18 protein-coding genes and 2 tRNA genes are annotated in these 17,735 nt (G+C 56.8%); 16 read left to right on the plus strand and 4 right to left on the minus strand.

Annotation, left to right across the window (positions count from 1 at the left end):
* Nucleotides 1-18: 18 nt before the first annotated feature.
* The 3 genes from BMOU_RS09690 to BMOU_RS09700 all read right to left on the minus strand — a co-directional run bounded on the left by BMOU_RS09690 (nucleotide 19) and on the right by BMOU_RS09700 (nucleotide 831).
* A tRNA-Val gene (locus BMOU_RS09690) sits at nucleotides 19-91 on the minus strand.
* Nucleotides 92-135: 44 nt separating this feature from the next.
* Nucleotides 136-207, minus strand: a tRNA-Val gene (locus BMOU_RS09695).
* A gap of 75 nt (nucleotides 208-282) precedes the next feature.
* Entirely contained in the window at nucleotides 283-831 is a 549-nt protein-coding gene (locus tag BMOU_RS09700; protein WP_034877079.1) for a GNAT family N-acetyltransferase, read from the minus strand.
* A 269-nt stretch (nucleotides 832-1,100) separates the two neighbouring features.
* Between BMOU_RS09700 and BMOU_RS09705 the strand changes: the two genes are divergently transcribed.
* The 15 genes from BMOU_RS09705 to BMOU_RS09775 all read left to right on the plus strand — a co-directional run bounded on the left by BMOU_RS09705 (nucleotide 1,101) and on the right by BMOU_RS09775 (nucleotide 16,018).
* Nucleotides 1,101-1,757: an amino acid ABC transporter permease gene (locus BMOU_RS09705; protein WP_034877081.1), complete on the plus strand. Its 657-nt coding sequence runs from the start codon at nucleotides 1,101-1,103 to the stop codon at nucleotides 1,755-1,757.
* Nucleotides 1,744-2,418, plus strand: a complete 675-nt coding sequence (locus BMOU_RS09710) for an amino acid ABC transporter permease (RefSeq protein ID WP_034877083.1) — start codon at nucleotides 1,744-1,746, stop codon at nucleotides 2,416-2,418. The genes BMOU_RS09705 and BMOU_RS09710 overlap by 14 nt, the downstream gene beginning before the upstream one ends.
* Entirely contained in the window at nucleotides 2,411-3,229 is an 819-nt protein-coding gene (locus tag BMOU_RS09715; protein WP_034877084.1) for an amino acid ABC transporter ATP-binding protein, read from the plus strand. Before BMOU_RS09710 ends, BMOU_RS09715 begins: the two co-directional genes overlap by 8 nt.
* A gap of 36 nt (nucleotides 3,230-3,265) precedes the next feature.
* Nucleotides 3,266-4,171, plus strand: coding sequence for a cysteine ABC transporter substrate-binding protein (locus BMOU_RS09720; protein WP_034877086.1), 906 nt, complete (start codon nucleotides 3,266-3,268; stop codon nucleotides 4,169-4,171).
* A gap of 226 nt (nucleotides 4,172-4,397) precedes the next feature.
* Entirely contained in the window at nucleotides 4,398-5,396 is a 999-nt protein-coding gene (locus tag BMOU_RS09725) for a ketopantoate reductase family protein (protein ID WP_034877088.1), read from the plus strand.
* 54 nt (nucleotides 5,397-5,450) lie between these two features.
* Complete coding sequence (locus tag BMOU_RS09730; RefSeq protein WP_034877090.1) at nucleotides 5,451-6,323, plus strand: MetQ/NlpA family ABC transporter substrate-binding protein; 873 nt, start codon at nucleotides 5,451-5,453, stop codon at nucleotides 6,321-6,323.
* Between the two features lie 41 nt (nucleotides 6,324-6,364).
* Nucleotides 6,365-7,444: a methionine ABC transporter ATP-binding protein gene (locus tag BMOU_RS09735; protein ID WP_034877092.1), complete on the plus strand. Its 1,080-nt coding sequence runs from the start codon at nucleotides 6,365-6,367 to the stop codon at nucleotides 7,442-7,444.
* A gap of 1 nt (nucleotide 7,445) precedes the next feature.
* Entirely contained in the window at nucleotides 7,446-8,105 is a 660-nt protein-coding gene (locus BMOU_RS09740) for a methionine ABC transporter permease (protein ID WP_034877094.1), read from the plus strand.
* A gap of 143 nt (nucleotides 8,106-8,248) precedes the next feature.
* On the plus strand, nucleotides 8,249-9,424 hold the full coding sequence (locus tag BMOU_RS09745) for a pyridoxal phosphate-dependent aminotransferase (RefSeq protein WP_034877097.1): 1,176 nt from the start codon (nucleotides 8,249-8,251) through the stop codon (nucleotides 9,422-9,424).
* A 616-nt stretch (nucleotides 9,425-10,040) separates the two neighbouring features.
* The gene (locus tag BMOU_RS09750; RefSeq protein WP_034877099.1) at nucleotides 10,041-11,207 is read left to right on the plus strand and encodes an iron-containing alcohol dehydrogenase; all 1,167 of its coding nucleotides are present in this window, start codon (nucleotides 10,041-10,043) and stop codon (nucleotides 11,205-11,207) included.
* Nucleotides 11,208-11,247: 40 nt separating this feature from the next.
* Entirely contained in the window at nucleotides 11,248-12,315 is a 1,068-nt protein-coding gene (locus BMOU_RS09755) for a methionine ABC transporter ATP-binding protein (RefSeq protein WP_137648252.1), read from the plus strand.
* Nucleotides 12,316-12,353: 38 nt separating this feature from the next.
* Nucleotides 12,354-12,989 carry a methionine ABC transporter permease gene (locus BMOU_RS09760; RefSeq protein WP_235143768.1) on the plus strand — a complete coding sequence of 212 codons (636 nt, stop codon included), beginning with the start codon at nucleotides 12,354-12,356 and terminating at the stop codon, nucleotides 12,987-12,989.
* 32 nt (nucleotides 12,990-13,021) lie between these two features.
* A complete protein-coding gene (locus BMOU_RS09765; protein ID WP_034877105.1) occupies nucleotides 13,022-13,888 on the plus strand; it encodes a MetQ/NlpA family ABC transporter substrate-binding protein in 867 nt (288 codons plus the stop codon).
* Between the two features lie 34 nt (nucleotides 13,889-13,922).
* Nucleotides 13,923-14,780, plus strand: coding sequence for a DUF1684 domain-containing protein (locus tag BMOU_RS09770; protein WP_034877107.1), 858 nt, complete (start codon nucleotides 13,923-13,925; stop codon nucleotides 14,778-14,780).
* Nucleotides 14,781-15,121: 341 nt separating this feature from the next.
* Nucleotides 15,122-16,018, plus strand: a complete 897-nt coding sequence (locus BMOU_RS09775; protein WP_034877110.1) for an SPFH domain-containing protein — start codon at nucleotides 15,122-15,124, stop codon at nucleotides 16,016-16,018.
* A 192-nt stretch (nucleotides 16,019-16,210) separates the two neighbouring features.
* On the opposite strand, the gene BMOU_RS09780 is transcribed toward BMOU_RS09775, so the two are convergent.
* Nucleotides 16,211-16,648, minus strand: a complete 438-nt coding sequence (locus BMOU_RS09780; protein WP_034877113.1) for a hypothetical protein — start codon at nucleotides 16,646-16,648, stop codon at nucleotides 16,211-16,213.
* Between the two features lie 374 nt (nucleotides 16,649-17,022).
* Here BMOU_RS09780 and BMOU_RS09785 point away from each other — a divergent pair, with 374 nt between their 5' ends.
* On the plus strand, nucleotides 17,023-17,712 hold the full coding sequence (locus tag BMOU_RS09785) for an ABC transporter ATP-binding protein (RefSeq protein ID WP_034877115.1): 690 nt from the start codon (nucleotides 17,023-17,025) through the stop codon (nucleotides 17,710-17,712).
* Nucleotides 17,713-17,735: the final 23 nt, after the last annotated feature.

Raw genomic sequence — 17,735 nt, forward strand, 5'->3', positions numbered from 1 at the left:
TGAGAAGCAGAAATTCAGTGGGTGATATAGGAATCGAACCTATGACCCCTTCCGTGTGAAGGAAGTGCGCTAGCCGCTGCGCCAATCACCCGTGGATGTCTCCGCCGGTCTCCCGGCTTCGTCATCCGCTTCGCGTGGGCGATACAAGATTCGAACTTGTGACCCCTTCCGTGTCAGGGAAGTGCGCTACCTCTGCGCCAACCGCCCGAAGCGAGTGCTAACTTACGTGGATAATCAGCGAAAAGCAAATCATCGGCGTGTCGTAGGGTGTGCGGCGGAACGTCAGGCCTGTTCGGCCGCGGCATGCGTGAGCGTCAAGCGCATCTGATGCCAGACCGCATTGCCGTGGGTGGATTCGCAAACGCCTTCGTCCGTAAACCCCAAACGGGCATAGAAACCGATCAGACGCTCCTTGCAGGTGAGCACGATACCGCTACGACCGGCAAGCACCGAGTCCAATATCACGCGACGCAACAGGTAGCTGGCGCAACCACGGTGCTGGTATAGGGGAGCCGTGTCCACGCCGAAGATCATCTGCCATGCACCGTTCTCGTCATGCATGGAGGCATCGTCATACATGGCATCGCTGAGATCCGGCTCGTCGGTGGTCATGCCGTTGACGAAGCCGACGAGCGTACCGTCCTGAACGGAAGCGGGGAAGCAGACGTCATCGTCGCTTTCGGTGTTGACCAACAGCCAGAAATGGTCGGGATACGTGGCCACACGGGCGGCGAGGCTTTCGCTGCTCGCCGCCTCCGCCGGCGGGAAGCACGCGGCCTCAACCGCCGCAATCGCGTCAAGGTCATCCATGGTTGCATGTCGAATGAGCATGTGCATACTCTCTCGCGAGGTGTACCCAATCTTCACATTTGGACATCGGCTTACAGCGGAAACCAGTACTGTGCGATAGTGTGAATGGATTGCAGAGAGGCCGATTCGCGGGTTCCTGATAAATCCCTATATGAAAATCCGATAACGCCATGGGCCTGTTGCCGATCCGTTCCGCGCTACGATTGGCCGCGCCTGCGCCGAACGGGTTGCATGGTAAGGTGCATCGGAAACGAAAACGCGAATGACGATGAGAGACGAGGAGGTGACATATGCTCGACTGGACGTTCATCACGCATTATGCGCCGTTCTTCGTCAGAGGTTCCGAAATGACGTTATTCATCTCGGCATTCGGCATCATCCTCGCCATTGCCGTCGGTCTGGTCTGCGCGGGCGTTGAAATCGCACGTATTCCCGTGTTACGGCAGATCGTACGCGTCTATATCGAGCTCAGCCGCAACACCCCACTGCTGGTGCAGCTGTATTTCCTGTATTTCGGTCTGCCGAAGCTCGGCGTGGTCTGGTCGGCCGAGCAATGCGCCATCGTGGGACTTGGCTTCCTTGGCGGTTCCTATATGGCAGAGGCGATGCGCGGCGGACTCGAGACCATTCCGAACGTACAACGCGAATCCGCCTATGTGCTGGGATTCAACACATGGCAGACCCTGAGCCGTGTGGTGATTCCGCAGGCCGTCAGCACATCCATTCCGGGCATTGTGGCCAATGTGATCTTTCTGATCAAGGAATCGTCCGTGGTTTCCGCCATCGCACTCGCCGACGTGATGTATATGGCCAAGGATCTGATCGGCATGTACTACAGCACCTACGAGTCGCTGTTCATGCTGGTGGTCGCATACCTGATCATTCTGTTGCCGATTTCGCTGTTCGGCACGTGGCTGGAGCGGAGGTTCGACTATGAACGGCGCTGAAATTCTGCTCCAACCGGGAGTCTTTCCCCGATTGTTGCAGGGATTGTGGGTTACGGTGTGGATCGCCGGCGTCTCCGTCGCGCTTTCCGTGCCGGTCGGACTGATCGTCGGCTGGCTGATGACGATGAGGAATCCCGTCATCCGGCTGCTGACCCGTGTCTATCTTGATTTCATCCGCATCATGCCGCAGCTTGCGTTGCTGTTCATCGCGTTCTATGGTTTCGCCCGCGCCTGGAACTGGAATCTGGACGCGACCGGCGCCTGCGTGTTCGTGTTCGTGCTATGGGGCGGCGCCGAGCTGGGTGACCTCGTACGCGGTGCGCTCGAATCGATTTCCAACGCGCAGTACGAGTCCGCCTATGTGCTGGGACTGGGCCCTTGGCAGACCTTCACCCGGGTGATCCTGCCGCAGGCGCTGCGCAGGCTTTTGCCGGCTTCAGTGAACCTTGCCACCCGAATCGTCAAAACCACTTCGCTGGCCGTGCTGCTGGGTGTGGTCGAGGTGATCAAGGTGGGTCAGCAGATCATCGATGCGAATCGTTTCCAATACCCGACCGGAACCCTGTGGATCTACGGGGTGATCTTCTTCATGTACTTCATTGTGTGCTGGCCGCTGTCCATCGTGGCCCGCCGACTGGAAAAGAGGTGGTCGCATGACTGACATGCAGCAGCCAAGCCTTCGGGTTGCACATCTGGTCAAGCAGTACGCCAACGCCGATAAGCCGGTGCTCAACGATATCTCCTTCGAGGTGCCGCACGGCAAGGTGTTCGTAATCGTCGGGCCCTCCGGCTCGGGAAAGTCGACGTTGCTGCGCACCATCGCAGGACTTGAACCGATCCAGGGCGGCACCATCTCGCTGAACGGCGAGGTCATCGAAACCGGTAGGCCGGGCACCGAATCCGCGGGTCGCAGCAAGCGCAGCAGTGCATTGCGCACACGGGTCGGCATGGTCTTCCAAAGCTATGACCTCTTCCCGAACAAAACCGTGCTTGGCAACATCACGCTTGCACCGACCCTTGTGCAAAAGCGCGACAAGACCGAAGTCGAGAAGGAGGCCGTCGCGCTGCTGGAGCGTGTCGGACTGGTCGATCGCAAGGATTCCTGGCCGCATGAGCTTTCCGGTGGCCAACGCCAGCGTGTGGCGATCTGCCGTGCGCTGATCCTGCATCCGGAAGTACTGCTGTTCGATGAGGTCACCGCGGCGCTTGACCCGGAAATGGTGCGTGAAGTGCTCGATGTGATGCTCGAACTTGCCGATCAGGGTCAGACCATGCTCATCGTTACGCATGAGATGCAATTCGCGCGGGCCATCGCCGATCAGGTGATTCTGCTCGAGGACGGCGGCATTGTGGAACAGTCCGATGATGCCGAGAGGTTCTTCACCCATCCACGGACCGAACGTGCGCGGCAGTTCCTGCGTACGTTCGAATTCGACAGACATCGCGCGTCAGGCGATGCCATCGGGCAATAGATTGTGATGGCAGTCATCTTGAAGAGAGGAGAAACCATGACCGCATCAATCATCAGCAAAACCGTAAAGAGCATCGTGGCCGCATCGGCCGCGCTGATCATGGCGGCCTCGGTGGCCGCATGCGGTCCGTCCGCCGCGACGCCGAGCGACGAAGGCTCCACCGCGAGCGGTTCCGGCTCAAGCAAGACCACCGCCCGCACCCTGGACGAAATCAAGAAGTCGGGCGAGCTCAAAGTGGCCGTGTTCTCCGACAAGGCCCCGTTCGGCTATGTCGACAAGGATGGCAACTACGCCGGCTACGACGTGTACTTCGCCGAGCGTCTTGCCAAGGACCTCGGCGTGAAGGTGGCCTACACCTCCGTCGACCCGGCCGCCCGCGTGGATGTGCTCACCTCCAACAAGGTCGACATCACCCTCGCCAACTTCACCGTGACCGACGAACGCAAGGAAAAGGTCGACTTCGCCAAGCCATACATGAAGGTCTCGCTCGGCGTGGTCTCGCCGGAAGGCGCCGAAATCACCGACGTAAGCCAGCTCAAGGGCAAGACCCTGATTGTGGCCAAGGGCACCACCGCCGAAACCTACTTCGAGAAGAACGAGCCCGACGTCAAGCTGCAGAAGTACGACCAGTATGCCGACGCCTACAATGCGCTGCTCGACGGCCGTGGCGACGCTTTCTCCACCGACAACACCGAGGTGCTCGCCTGGGCCAAGTCCAACAAGGGCTTCAAGGTCGGCATCACCAAGATCGGTGACGAAGACACCATCGCTCCGGCCGTGCAGAAGGGCAACAAGGAGCTGCTCGACTGGATCAACGAGGAGATCGACAAGCTCGGCGACGAGAACTTCTTCCACAAGGACTACGAGGAGACGCTGAAACCGGTGTACGGCACCGACGTCGACCCGGATGACATCGTCGTGGAGAAGGGTGTCGTCGACTGACGGCTGCCCATGGGCTCGCCAGGACCCGACCGTGCAAACGGCCGGGTCCTTTTCATGGTGCCCGAGAATGCATGATAACGGCCCATAACCAATGGCTATGACGATTCGTGCCTTCCATAAGAAGCGCATATAGCCACGCCGTCATTCGGTCCGATCTTTTCCGATACCTTGTGATTGTCCGCAGAAAAGCGATGCGGGAAACGTTCACGAGAGAGGAGATCGGGACATGAGGTACGCAGTGATCGGTGCCGGCGGAATGGGCATTCAGTATGGTGTTCTGCTACAGGAGTTCGCCCACAAGGACGTCGATTTCATCGATACGTGGAAGCCGAACGTCGAGAGGATCCGCGAGCAGGGCGGTGCGTACGTGTCGCAGGACGGCGAAGACCGCCACCTGGTGCCGATCGACGTCTACTATCCGGAGGAGTACACGGGCGATCCGGACGTATGGATCGTGTTCCTGAAGCAGATGCAGCTCGACGGCGTGCTTAAGCGTTGCGCCCACCTGTTCAACGACAGGCAGGTGGTGTTCTCCGCCATGAACGGCTACGGTCATTTCGAAAAACTCAACGAATACTTCCCCAAGGACCGCATCTACGGCGGCACCGCGCTGATCGGCGCCTATGTGTATGGGCCGGGCGATTTCAACTTCACCGGCGGCGCCCACGCCAAGGCCATGAATCTGTGCTCCTACGCCGACGAGGCCACCGAAGGGGTGAAAGCCGCCGAACAGGCGCTGTTTGAAGACTTCAGGGCCGCCACTCTCAACCCGACCATCGTCGACAACTTCATCGGCATGTGCATGGCGAAGATCGTGTTCAACTCCGTGCTGAACACGCTATGCACCATGTATCAGATCCGATTCGGCGAGTTCGAGGCGCATCCCGACTCCCGCTGGCTCACCGAACAGTTGGTCGACGAAGCCTATGGCGCCGCCGAGGCGGCCGGATATCAACTGCTCGGCACCCGTGAGACGGAGGTCGCGACCATCCTGCATACCGCCGGCGTGGCGCATCCATTGCACTATCCGTCCATGTATCAGGACCTCACCAAAGGCCGGCCGACGGAAGTCGACTACATCAACGGCTACATCGCCAGAATCGGCGCGGAACACGGGTATCGCTGCAAGTTACATGAGTTCCTGACCCGCGAAGTGCATCTGGCGGAACGGGCCTTCGCCATCCACAATCCGGAAATCGTAGCGGCGGCGCAGGCCGAAGCCTGAACCGACAGACGGAATCATACGCGACCAAACGTGCATACAAGAGAGGAAACCGACATGACCATCACCACCAACATCACCAAGTCCGGCGTGCTCAAGCGTGCCATCGCCGCGCTGGCAGCCGTCTTCACGCTCGTCTCCGTGGCTGCCTGCGGAACCGGCTCCAGTTCCTCCGAAAGCCTCAACGCCACCGACGGCAAGACCACGACGATTACCGTCGGCGTGTGCCCGGGGCCGTACGGCGACATGGTCGAAAAGGTCATCGCCCCGTTGCTCAAGGATGACGGATTCGAGCTCAAGACCAAACTGTTCAACGACTACGTGCAGCCGGACAAGGCGCTCGCCTCCGGTTCCATCCAGGCCAATCTGATGCAGCACATCAATTATCTGAACAAGTTCAAGAAAGACAACAACCTCGACCTGACCTCGCTGGGCCAGGTGCCGACGCTGGGCCTTGGCATCTACTCCAAGAAATACAAGTCCATCGACGATATCGAAGACGGTTCCACCGTGTCCATCGCGGCCGACGGTTCCAACCTGGCCCGTTCCCTCGGCGTGCTCGAACAGCAGGGTCTTGTGACGCTCAAGGGCGATGTCGATTCGACCAAGGCCTCCGTCAACGACATCAAGGACAACCCGAAGAACCTCAAGATCAAGACGCTTGACGCAGCCCAGCTGGCCCGCTCCGTCGATACGGTGGATGTGGCGCTCGTCCCGGGCAACTTCGCATGGGCCGCAGGGCTCAAGCCCGCCGAGGCGCTCGCCACCGAAAAGCAGGATGAAGGCGTGATCAACGTGTTCGTGGTCAACACCAAGGACGTCGATTCCGACTTCGGCAAGGCCGTCAAGAAGCTGCTCGGCAGCCAGGAATTCAAGGATGCCATCGCCAAGAGCGAATTCAAGGACTTCGGCAAGCCGACCACCTGGTGAAATCGTTGTCCCTTCCTCGAAAACGTCAGGAGGCATCAGTCATGAGCGTTATTGAACTGAAGGACGTGTCCGTCACCTTTCATGAAGGCGGGCGGACCGTCGAAGCGGTCAGGAATGTAAGCCTGAACGTCGACAAAGGCGAGATCTTCGGCATCGTCGGATTCTCCGGTGCGGGCAAATCCACGCTGGTGCGCACCATCAACCTGCTGGAACGCCCCACCGGCGGCCGGGTCGTGATCGACGGCATGGACATCACCGGACTCAAAGGCGCCGACCTGCGTGCGTTGCGTAAAAAGATCGGCTTCATCTTCCAGGGATTCAACCTGATCACCAACGTCACCGTCGGCAAGAACATCGAATTCGCGCTGAAGGCGGGCGGCTGTCCGAAAGCGCAATGGCGGGAACGCATCCGCGAACTGCTTGCACTCGTCGGGCTCGAAAACAAGATCGACAGCTATCCATCCAGCCTGTCGGGTGGGCAGAAGCAGCGCGTGTCCATCGCACGCGCGCTCGCCAACAAGCCGGAGATCCTGCTGTGCGACGAGGCCACCAGCGCGTTGGATCTCGAAACCACGGAAGGCATTTTGGCGCTGCTGCAACGCATCAACAGCGAGCTGGGCATCACCATCGTGTTCATCACGCACCAGCTTGACGTGGCCAAGCGAATCTTCGACCGTGTGGCCGTGATGGAAAACGGTGTGGTGGTGGAACAGGGTGCCACCTTCGACGTGTTCAGCACGCCGAAGCATGCCACCACCAAGGCGTTGGTGGAACGGTATCTCGGCATTGCGGTGCCTCCACAGCTTGTCCCGTCGCTTCCTGCGGGCACCATCGTTGAGCTCAGATACAAGGGGAGTACGGCACTCGAGCCGATCATCAGCCAGGTGGCGCAGGATTACGGTGTGAGCATCAACGTGCTGCATGCCAACGTGGAATATTTCGGTTCGCAGGCCATCGGCATTCTCATCGTGCTCGTTACGGGAGCGGGTGAGCCGCTGGTGCAGGCGTTGCATCGGTTGAAGACGCACGTGTTCGGCTATCGTGAGCTCGACCGCGGAATGTTGTCCGTGGCGGCCGAAGCCGGGCAAGGCACTGAAACCGCCGGAAACGAGGAGGCGTGACATGAATGAAACCCTTGAAATCCTTCGGGAGAACCTTGGCCAGGCGTTGCTTGACACGGCCTACATGGTCGCCGTTTCCGCCGTCATCGGCGTGGTGCTCGGCACTTTGATCGCGCTGTTGCTGTATTTGACTGAGAATCGCCTGTTCAGACCGAACCATGTGGTCAACGTCATCGTCGGCTTCATCGTCAATGCCATCCGATCGTTGCCGTTCCTGATCCTCATGGTCGTGCTCATCCCGGTCGCGCAGCTGCTGCTCGGTGATCCGTATACGCCGACCGGCGGCGCGATCTCCCTGTCGATCGCCGCGGTGCCGTTCTTCGCCCGAATCGCGGAAAGCGCGTTTTCCGAAGTCGATCCGGGCCTTTTGGAGGCGGCCATCTCCACCGGTGCCACCACCAGGCAGATCATCTGCGAAGCGGTGTTCCCGCAGGCGTTGCCGTCGTTCATCCGCGGCGTGGTGCTCACCATCATCTCGCTGATCGGCTACTCCGCCATGGTCGGCACCATCGGCGCGGGCGGCATCGGCGACATGGCCATCCAGTACGGCTATAACCGGTACGAAACCGGCGTGCTCGTGGCGATCGTGATCATCCTGATCGTCATCGTGCAGATCATCCAATGGATCGGCGACTTCATCGCGCGCAAGGTGACGCACTGATCGGTGACCGCACGTGGTGAATCACGTGCGACAACGTGTAACAACAATGGGCGGCGTACGTGGCAAACTTGACCCGATTCGGGCGGCTTACCCGCGCGCCATACGCATGAGCGCATAAGACTGGTAGAAGGCAGGTTTGTGACATGACCACATATGTTTCCCCCGTTTCGTTCACCACAGTGGCGCAGTCGATTCCCCCGAATGTCTTCGCCGACATGGATCGTAAGGTCGCCGCGGCCGTGGCGGGCGGTGCCGACGTGATTGACCTGGCGAAAGGCAACCCGGACGCGTTTCCGGCGGATTTCATCCGTGACGTGGCCAAACGGGCCGTGGACGATCCGGCCAACGCCCGCTATTCGCCGTTCGACGGCAAGCCGAGCTTCCTGCGGGCGGCCGAACGCTGGTATCGCAATGTGTACGATGTCGATCTGGATTGGAAGACGCAACTGTTCGCAGTGGAGGGCGCCGTCGACGGTCTGGCCGCGCTGTTCGCCGTGCTGGTCGCTCCGGGCGATGCCGTCGCCTATGCGGATCCGTACTACCCGTCGTACCACTGCATGACGGTGATGGGCCGGGCCGAGGAGATTCTGCTGCCGTCGCTTGCCGAACGCGGTTTCCTGCCCGATTTGGATGCGGTGGCGGAAGAGACCTGGGATCGCATCAAAGTGCTGATTCTGAACTATCCGAACAATCCGACCGGTGCGCAGGCCCCGCGTGAATTTTTCGAACGTGCCGTCGAATTGGCGCACGAGCATCATTTCGCCATCATTCAGGATTTCGCCTATGCGGGTCTTGGCGTGAACGGCCAGCAGATCAGCCTGCTGTCGGTCCCGGGCGCGTTGGAAGTGGCGGTGGAGGTGTGCTCCCTGTCGAAGATGTATGCGATGGCAGGGTGGCGAGCCGGATTCGTCGCCGGCAACGACGACATCGTCAGCCATGTGAAGCAATACCACTATCAGATGGGCTCCATGGTGACGGCCAGCATTCAGGATGCCGGCACGGCCGCGTTGGAATCCGACCAGGGCTGCGTCGACGAGTTGGCTTCGCGCTATGCGGTTCGCCGGCGGATCGTCGCTGGCGGTTTGCGTGACGCCGGTTTGGATGTGTTCGATTCGGAAGGTGGCATCTACGCCTGGGTGCATGCTCCGGAGGGCCTGACCGGCGAGCGGTTCGCCGACCTGTTGCTGGAACGTGCGGCCGTCGCCGCTTTGCCAGGCACCTGCTTCGGCAAGGTCGGCGTCGACTATGTGCGGTTCAGCCTGCTCAAGTCCGAGGACCAGCTGCGCGAGGCGGTACGTCGCATCGCCGCCGTGCTGTAGAACCGGACCGCCAGCTGTGCTGCGGCGGGCGAGCAAAAGACCACAAGCAAAGCTTTTGGATGGGAGGCCGTGTTTTGCGGCTTCAGGCGGTGTTCAATGACGATTGGCGCCGCATGAAAGTCACACGGCCTAATAAATCCGAGGGGTGCACACATGATTAGACTCAACACTCGGCTCGCCCACGGACTGCCGATTAACGACAACACCACTGGAGCCGTAAACCCGCCGATCCATAACTCATCTACCTATGTTTCCGAATTGGTTTGAGGCGACATCTCGCTGAGATGGATCATGAAGCCGCTTGATCAGGATCGGTTGTCTCCACTCGCACCTTTTGAACAGTCAACATCGATGTGGCTGTATTGCTGATATTTTTAAAAAGTTGATGTATTTTGCTGATACTCAAAGGAGTGAATATCAGCAAAACATTGGTTTTGCATAGTGTTATTAATGATATTTATGATTCTTTATTAAGGTAATATTATTCTTTGCGTGGCTGGAAAGCTATAGATTATGCATATATCACACACAGTGTGGAGAGCCATTTTGTGTGCTTTACTGTGATTTAGTGTAAAGATCAATTAATCTTCTTTCAAATAATAAAAGGAAATATACTATGTCTTTTACCTACTTCACGCAAAGCAAATTAGTCTTTGGCGTTGGCTCTCAAAATCAATTAGAGACATTGTTGCGGGAACATGCGGTGACCTCCATTTTGCTGGTATATAGCGGTGATTATGTGTTTGATCTCGGCATTCATGATGTCATCGATCAGGCTGCACGCAACATAGGGGCGCATGTGATCGAGAACGGCGATGTCGTGCCGAATCCGCGCATCGATCTCGTCAGAGATCTGATTGACCAGGCTCGGACGGCAAACGTTGATTTCGTTCTGGCGGTAGGTGGTGCAAGCTCATTCGATACGGCCAAGGCGGTAGGCGTCGGTCTTAAATATGACGGAGATGTTTGGGATTTGTTCACCGGAGTCGCTGAACCGCAAAGCAGTGTTCCGGTCGGCGTGATTTCCACGATTCCGGGAAGTGGTTCCGAAGTGTCGGATTGTGCGGTGCTTCAGCAGGGGCACGACAAGCGCGCATTGGAGAACCGCATCGTGATTCCAAAATTCGCCATAGTCAATCCGGAATATTCCCGTACTGCTCCTTATCGGTACCAGGCGGCTGCCGTGGCGGACCTCGCAGTCGGTTTCCTGGAACCATACTTCACGACGAAGGATCATCTGGACTCCGCGGACAGATTGCTCGAAGGAGGTTTGAAAGCAGCACTGGTGGCCGGCAGGCGATTCGTGAAGGATCCCCAGAGTCTGAAGAATCGTACCGAACTACACTGGCTGTCCGCCACCATGTTCAATCACTGTTTCTTGGCCACTGGTTCGGAGAACGACTGGACCACCCATCGGGTCGAGCATGAGCTGGGAGGTGAATTCGATGTCATTCATGGTGAGGGAATCTCGGCCATTTTGCCGTCGATCATACGCTACGTGGCCAAGCGCCAGCCGAAGCGATATGCGCAACTCGCCGTTCGGGTATTCGATGCCGATCCTTATGACAATGATGAGGAGCAGCTCGCGAACTACTTTGCCGATCAGCTTGAAGAGCATTTCAAATCTTTTGGACTTGCCACGAGTCTGCATGAACTAGGGATCGCGGAAAGCTCCATCGAACATGTGGCCGACCAATTGACCATCCACGGCAGCAAGACCATCGGTAACTATGCACCGCTCGACCGTGATGATGTCATGGCGGTACTTCGCCTCGCCTACTGAACACGATTTTGAATTATCGCAAAACCCGTAAGGAACGGATATGACCGACAAGACAGCAGCATCACATCAGCGCAATCTGGTGGCGATACGGGACCTCAAGAAAACCTACCGCACCGAAGACGGCGAGAAAGTGGCACTGCACGATGTGAATCTCGATATTGCCAAATGTGATATCTACGGCATCATAGGCCTGAGTGGTGCGGGAAAATCCACACTGGTACGGTGCATCAATGGCCTGGAGCAATATGATGGCGGCTCCGTGATTGTTGATGGGCGTGAAATCGCTGTTCTGCCCAAACATGACCTCAGAACGGTGCGCCGCTCCATCGGTATGATTTTCCAGTCATTCAATCTCATGCCGTCCAGGACGGTGGCAGGCAATGTTGAACTGGCATTGCTTGATTCAGGTCTTGATAAGAACAGGCGGAAATCCCGCGTCAAGGAACTGCTCAAATTGGTGGACCTGTCCGAAAAGGCCGACAACTATCCGAACGAACTATCCGGTGGCCAGAAACAACGCGTTGCCATTGCTCGGGCACTGGCCAACAATCCCAGCGTTTTACTCAGCGATGAGGCTACCAGTGCGCTCGACCCCAACACTACAAAGTCCATTCTGAAACTACTCAAGCATTTGCATGACACCTTGGGGCTGACGATCGTCATCATCACGCACCAGATGTCGGTGATTAAGCAGATATGCAACCGCGTCGCGGTGATTGACCGTGGCACCATTGTGGAGGAAGGCAGGGTGTTCGATATCTTCGCCAATCCGAAGGCCCCTTTGACGCAGGCCTTCGTAGCGACGACCTCAAATCTCGGAAAAATCAACGACTTGCTCGAAGACGGCTCGGATCTGGTGAATCTCCACTCGGGCCAGGTGTTGTTGCGCATGAAATATATATCGAAGGAAGTGTCCGAAGCGCTCGTCTCGCATATCTCACGCTCCTTTGATATCGACGTCAATATCATTTTCGGCGACATCGACATCATCGATGATGCGCCGTTGGGTGGTCTGGTAGCGATTTTGGATGGTCCCGCCGACCGTATTGAGACCGCAATCGGCTATCTGAAGAGTCGCAATATCGGAATCGAGGTACTTACACAATGAATATCCTTGTTCAATGGTTCCCCAATGTGGCCCATCGATTGACCGAGTTCATCGACAGCTTTATCCAAACGCTTATCATGGTCGTGGTCACCGGAGTGATTTCCTTTATACTGGCCACCATCTTTGCCGTCATTCTGACACTGACTCAGCGAGGTGGCCTCGTCCAACAATCCGTAATCTTCAATGTCTTGGACAAGCTGATCAATCTGTTCCGGTCCATTCCGTTCATCATCCTCGCGGCGGCTTTGGTGCCATTCACAAGAGCGTTGGCCGGTACGGCAATCGGAACGAAGGGGGCGATCTTCCCGCTAGTTGTCGGCATTACGCCGTTTTTCACCAGACAGATTCAATCCGCACTTGCGGGAGTTGACCCGGGCCTCATCGAGGCTGCGGAATCCATGGGCATGAGCACGTCAAAGATCGTATATCGCATCTATCTGAGGGAATCCGTCCCATCCATTATCCGCATGAGTGTTATCGCAATCGTAAGCCTGATTGGCCTTACTGCAATCGTCGGCATTGTCGGAGGTGGCGGCTTGGGTGATTTCGCCATCCGTTATGGCTATCAGCGGTACATGCTTGATGCCACATATGCGACCATCATCGTCTTGGTCATACTCATCGGCGTGATTGAATTCATCGGCAGACAGTTGGTCGCATTGACCGAGCACTGATTCTACAACAACAATAAAGAAGGAAGGGAAATATGACGACTTCGAAGAGAACAAAAGCCAAAAAGAACCTAATCGTCATACTGTTCGTGTTGGCGGTCGTAATTTCGGGAATCGTTGGATATTCGGTATATCGCAACATACAGAACAACGGCGGTACCGTCGTGACGGTCGGCGTGGTGGGCAATTCCGATGACGTTATCTGGGAAGCGGTGCAGAAAGAGCTTGATAACGAGAAATCCGGCATCACAATCCAGACCAAGGCTTTTCAAGATGGTATCTATGCCAATCAAGCCCAGGCGAATGGTGAGCTCGACCTGACGGCATTCCAACATTATGCGTTCCTGAATCAGGAGAAAGAACAGAAAGGGTACAAACTTACGGCGATTGGTGAGACCTACGTCTCACCGCTGAATCTGTACTCCAAGAAATACAAAAGTGTGAAGGATTTCAAGGCCGGAGATAAGATCGCCATTCCCAACAATGCGACGAACACCGGCCGCGCGCTGAAGGTTCTGGATTCCGCCGGCTTGATCAAACTGAAGGATAACACCAAGGCGAATCCGACTGTTGATGACATTGCGGAGAATCCTAGTGGCATCGACATCGAACTGAATGATGCCGCGGCCATCATCAATCTGCTTCCGGATTACGCAGGCGGCATTACCAACACCAACTTCATCATCGATGCCGGCATGAGCACTGAGGACGCCGTCTATCAGGCACCGGTTGATGCCAATAACAAGAGTTTCAAGCCATACATCAACATCATCGTGGCTCGCGATGACCAGAAGAACAACGCCGCCTACAAGAAAATCGTGGATGCCTACCATACCAAGGCTGTGGCGAAAGCCATCACCAAGAACTACAAAGGCGCTGCGGTGCCGGTGTTCAAGTACTGAACAACCGGCGAACAGCGAGGAAAGGAAAACAGATATGACAAATCGCGTTGCCTCTCAAAACGTGCATAGGACGGACCCATATGCCCAGCAATGGCATATCTGGCATGCACAGCGTATCGAGGAACTAACCTCGCCGCATGGATATCTCGCCCCGGTGTCCATCAATTGGATCAATGACGGCCAGAGTACAACCATCGATGGCGTTCCCGGAACCTGGTCATCCGAAAACGACGTGTTGATTTACACTCCGGATGAGGGTGCACAAGTGCACAACGCGGGAACGCTCGTCGAACGGCCATTCGCCTTTGTGCCATCGGTCTTCGGAGAGGAGGCGCTGGGCTATCTCGACTATGGTGACATCCGGGTTGAGGTCAATGCGCAAACCAATCTCAATGATCAGGATCGCCATTTGTTCTGGATTCGTGTCAAGGATCCCGATGCGGAGCGTCGTAGAGCGTTCAAAGGCATCGAGCATTTTCCGATTGATCGCAAGTGGAGATTGCCCGCAACCTTCCGTCGAGCGAATGATGACGAACTGGACATCCATGATTCCGTTGTCAAGACGGTTCTGCAATCCTATCCGGTACTTGGTTTCGTGGAATTCGATTACGAGGATGAACGTCATTCCTTGGTGGTTTCGAACGTATTCGGTCATGTCACGGTGTTCTTCTCGGATGAAACGACCGGCAAGGAAACCTATGACATCGGCCGGGTGCTGCATCTTGATCCATTGAAGCTCGATTCGCTTGATGCCGTCGACTTCAACTACGCCTTCAACTATCCGTGTGCATTTTCGCCATATTGCACGTGCCCGATTCCCTCCCGAAGGAATCATCTTCCATTCGCGGTGACGGCAGGTGAAAAGACTCCTGAAGGAAGCGCACAGTACTGATATCGCCGGAACGGGATGCCGCTACAAGGGGAGGGTCTGAAATGAGCTCGTATATTCATGACGATGTACGAAGCGGGCCGGAGCGCTACGTCGGTGGATTGGATGCCGCAAAGGGCATCAGCAGGTACCGTCTGAGGAGGATGTGATGAAATAGGTCGAGAAGTTGCGATAGCGGGGGCATACTGATCGGCCGAGCCCGCGTATCGCCCACACCATATCGTGGTTCAGTTCCCGGACAAACTATGCAAACGAATGCAATCTGCTGATATGGTTGACGGCTAGGTGTCGCAATGGTTGCGACGACTCAATACATCAGAGAAGCCAGAGGAGGAAGTGACGACATGGGCTTTCTATATGTTCTCCTTATCGTTGCGGTGATCATCGCCATCCTGTTCCTGTCCACACTGTTCATCGTGCCGCAGCAGCAGGCCTACATCATCGAACGGTTCGGCAAGTTCAACAAGGTGCAGTTCGCCGGCATCCATATCCGCATTCCGTTCGTCGACCGCATAGCCATGAAGACCAACATGCGTGTCAACCAGCTCAACGTGCAGCTGGAGACCAAGACGCTTGACAACGTGTTCGTTACCGTCGTGGCCTCCACCCAGTTCCGTGTGAATCCGGAGAACGTGGCCACCGCCTACTATGAGCTGCGCGATCCGGCAGGCCAGCTGCGATCCTATATGGAGGACGCCCTGCGTTCCGCGATTCCGGCATTGACCCTCGATGATGCGTTCGCCCGTAAGGATGACGTGGCCTTCGACGTGCAGAAGACCGTCGGCAACGAAATGGCCCGTTTCGGCTTTACCGTGGTCAAGACGCTGATCACGGCCATCGACCCGAGCCCGCAGGTCAAGAATGCCATGGATTCCATCAACGCCGCCCAGCGAGAGAAGGAGGCCACCCGTCAGCGTGCCGAGGCGCAACGTATCCAGATTGAAACCCAGGCCGCCGCAGAGGCCGAGAAGACTCGACTGCAGGGCGAAGGCCAGGCCAACTACCGTCGTGAGATAGCCAACGGCATCGTCGACCAGATCAAGAGCCTGCAGGCCGTCGGCATGAACATCAACGATGTGAATAACGTGGTGCTGTTCAACCAGTATCTTGACGTGATGCGTTCGCTGAGCGAGTCCGACAACACCAAGACCGTAGTGTTGCCGGCGTCGACGCCAGGCGGTTATCAGGATCTATATGAGCAGGTCACCAAGGCCATGCTTACCGCCAGCGAGACGAAATGACGCATCCTTTCTTCTCGCTTCCTTCGTCTGAGGGAAGCGAGAAGCGGATATGAAAGAATCCCTCCTTTCGGCTGAACCGCATGAAGTGTGACGGAGAGTGCGGCTCTAGTCGGAAGGAGGGATCTGTTGTATTTGGGCGCACCGTGTATCGAACGGTGCACGTCTTGTTATATAGCGGTGGGAGGGCGCGTGTCAGGCGGCGCTTCCGACCAGCTCCTTTACCGGCATCATCGGCATGGCACCGGTATCGTTGACGGCTTCAAGGGCGTTGATGCGGCTCTGCAGATCGATGACCTTCTTTTCCAGCCATTTGATGGTCATGGATTGGGTGAGCACCAACAGATCACGCTGATTGGAGCTGGATTCATTGGCGAAATCCTGTGCTTCGAGCATGATCTGCGGATCGGCCTTCCAACGGGCGATGGCACGTTCGATACGCTTGCCGCCGATGATTTTCGGATCAAGCCCGGCACTGGCGAAGATGCTGGTCGGACCATTGCCGCGCAAATACTGTGCCATGCAACGCACTTGGAAGTCGTGGGAGTAGGTAATGCGGTCAGCGGAAGCTCGCTCGACCGCGGGTAGGGTGTTCAGGTAGTATACTTCGGCCTGAGTGAAACGACGACGCATGATAATCCCCTTTTCCTAATGGCCAGCTCCGACTTTCAAGCTGTTCTGAATGTCGATGTTGATGGTTCCATTCTATTTTCGTGGTTTATCGGGTGAATGGGTTCTGGCACGAAACGGGGTGCTTTTGGCACGAAACGAGGGGGTTGTCGTATCCCCAAGATGCGACGAATACGACGATGAACCGTTGAAATCAAGTGGGTCAGGGTGTTCCCCTAGGGGATGCAGGGAAAACGAAAAAGGTATAGACTCGAGGCCAGAAACCTAAGGGAAGGCGAAGAGGGCTTGTGGGAGGGACTGTGTCATTGCATCCGATATCGGCTGAGCGAACAGATGCGACGGCAGCTGCCGGCACAGCTGCCAGACCAATCATCGAAGTGAGGAACCTGCGTAAGGAATACCCGGTGCTTGACGAGACCGTTGTGGCGCTGGAACGCATCAACCTCAATATTCCACGCGGTCAGATCTGCTGTATCTACGGCGAATCCGGTTCCGGCAAATCGACGCTGCTCAACCAGCTGGCGGGTATGGAAAAGCCCACAAGGGGCGGCGTGCGCATCGGTGGCGTGCCGATCTCCCGCCTCGACGAACGGCAACTGGCGGAATTCCGGCAGAAACATCTCGGATTCGTGTTCCAGTCCTACAACCTGCTGCCAAATCTCAACGCCATCGAAAACGTGGCGATGCCGCTGATGTTCCGGGGCATTCCCAGGCAGAGGCGTGAGGCCGTCGCCAGGACCATGCTCCGGCGCGTGGGCCTCGGCAAGCGCATGAGGCATTATCCGACGCAGATGTCGGGTGGCCAGCAGCAACGCGTCGGCATAGCAAGGGCCTTCGTGGCCCGGCCGGAAGTCGTGTTTGCCGACGAGCCGACCGGCAATCTCGACTCCAAAACCAAAACCGACGTGATGGATATGATTTGCGCATTCGCGCACGATTTCAATCAGACCATCGTGCTCGTCACACACGATGACAACATGGCGCAATACGCCGACCGCATCGTCACCCTACTTGACGGACGCATCGTCGACGACCGACCCGTACATGACAGCCGCAACAGGGCCTGACACAGATCGACACAGAGAAGAAG

It is taken from the genome of Bifidobacterium moukalabense DSM 27321 (assembly GCF_000522505.1).
Classification (GTDB): domain Bacteria; phylum Actinomycetota; class Actinomycetes; order Actinomycetales; family Bifidobacteriaceae; genus Bifidobacterium; species Bifidobacterium moukalabense.

What these genes read in the sequence shown, in the direction of transcription:
- BMOU_RS09705 (WP_034877081.1), top strand. Translation starts at nt 1,101, where the DNA reads ATGCTCGACTGGACGTTCATCACGCATTATGCGCCGTTCTTCGTCAGA.
- BMOU_RS09710 (WP_034877083.1), top strand. Translation starts at nt 1,744, where the DNA reads ATGAACGGCGCTGAAATTCTGCTCCAACCGGGAGTCTTTCCCCGATTG.
- BMOU_RS09740 (WP_034877094.1), top strand. Translation starts at nt 7,446, where the DNA reads ATGAATGAAACCCTTGAAATCCTTCGGGAGAACCTTGGCCAGGCGTTG.
- BMOU_RS09755 (WP_137648252.1), top strand. Translation starts at nt 11,248, where the DNA reads ATGACCGACAAGACAGCAGCATCACATCAGCGCAATCTGGTGGCGATA.
- BMOU_RS09750 (WP_034877099.1), top strand. Translation starts at nt 10,041, where the DNA reads ATGTCTTTTACCTACTTCACGCAAAGCAAATTAGTCTTTGGCGTTGGC.
- BMOU_RS09730 (WP_034877090.1), top strand. Translation starts at nt 5,451, where the DNA reads ATGACCATCACCACCAACATCACCAAGTCCGGCGTGCTCAAGCGTGCC.
- BMOU_RS09770 (WP_034877107.1), top strand. Translation starts at nt 13,923, where the DNA reads ATGACAAATCGCGTTGCCTCTCAAAACGTGCATAGGACGGACCCATAT.
- BMOU_RS09700 (WP_034877079.1), bottom strand. Translation starts at nt 831, where the DNA reads ATGCTCATTCGACATGCAACCATGGATGACCTTGACGCGATTGCGGCG.
- BMOU_RS09780 (WP_034877113.1), bottom strand. Translation starts at nt 16,648, where the DNA reads ATGCGTCGTCGTTTCACTCAGGCCGAAGTATACTACCTGAACACCCTA.
- BMOU_RS09735 (WP_034877092.1), top strand. Translation starts at nt 6,365, where the DNA reads ATGAGCGTTATTGAACTGAAGGACGTGTCCGTCACCTTTCATGAAGGC.
- BMOU_RS09725 (WP_034877088.1), top strand. Translation starts at nt 4,398, where the DNA reads ATGAGGTACGCAGTGATCGGTGCCGGCGGAATGGGCATTCAGTATGGT.
- BMOU_RS09745 (WP_034877097.1), top strand. Translation starts at nt 8,249, where the DNA reads ATGACCACATATGTTTCCCCCGTTTCGTTCACCACAGTGGCGCAGTCG.
- BMOU_RS09775 (WP_034877110.1), top strand. Translation starts at nt 15,122, where the DNA reads ATGGGCTTTCTATATGTTCTCCTTATCGTTGCGGTGATCATCGCCATC.
- BMOU_RS09720 (WP_034877086.1), top strand. Translation starts at nt 3,266, where the DNA reads ATGACCGCATCAATCATCAGCAAAACCGTAAAGAGCATCGTGGCCGCA.
- BMOU_RS09715 (WP_034877084.1), top strand. Translation starts at nt 2,411, where the DNA reads ATGACTGACATGCAGCAGCCAAGCCTTCGGGTTGCACATCTGGTCAAG.
- BMOU_RS09765 (WP_034877105.1), top strand. Translation starts at nt 13,022, where the DNA reads ATGACGACTTCGAAGAGAACAAAAGCCAAAAAGAACCTAATCGTCATA.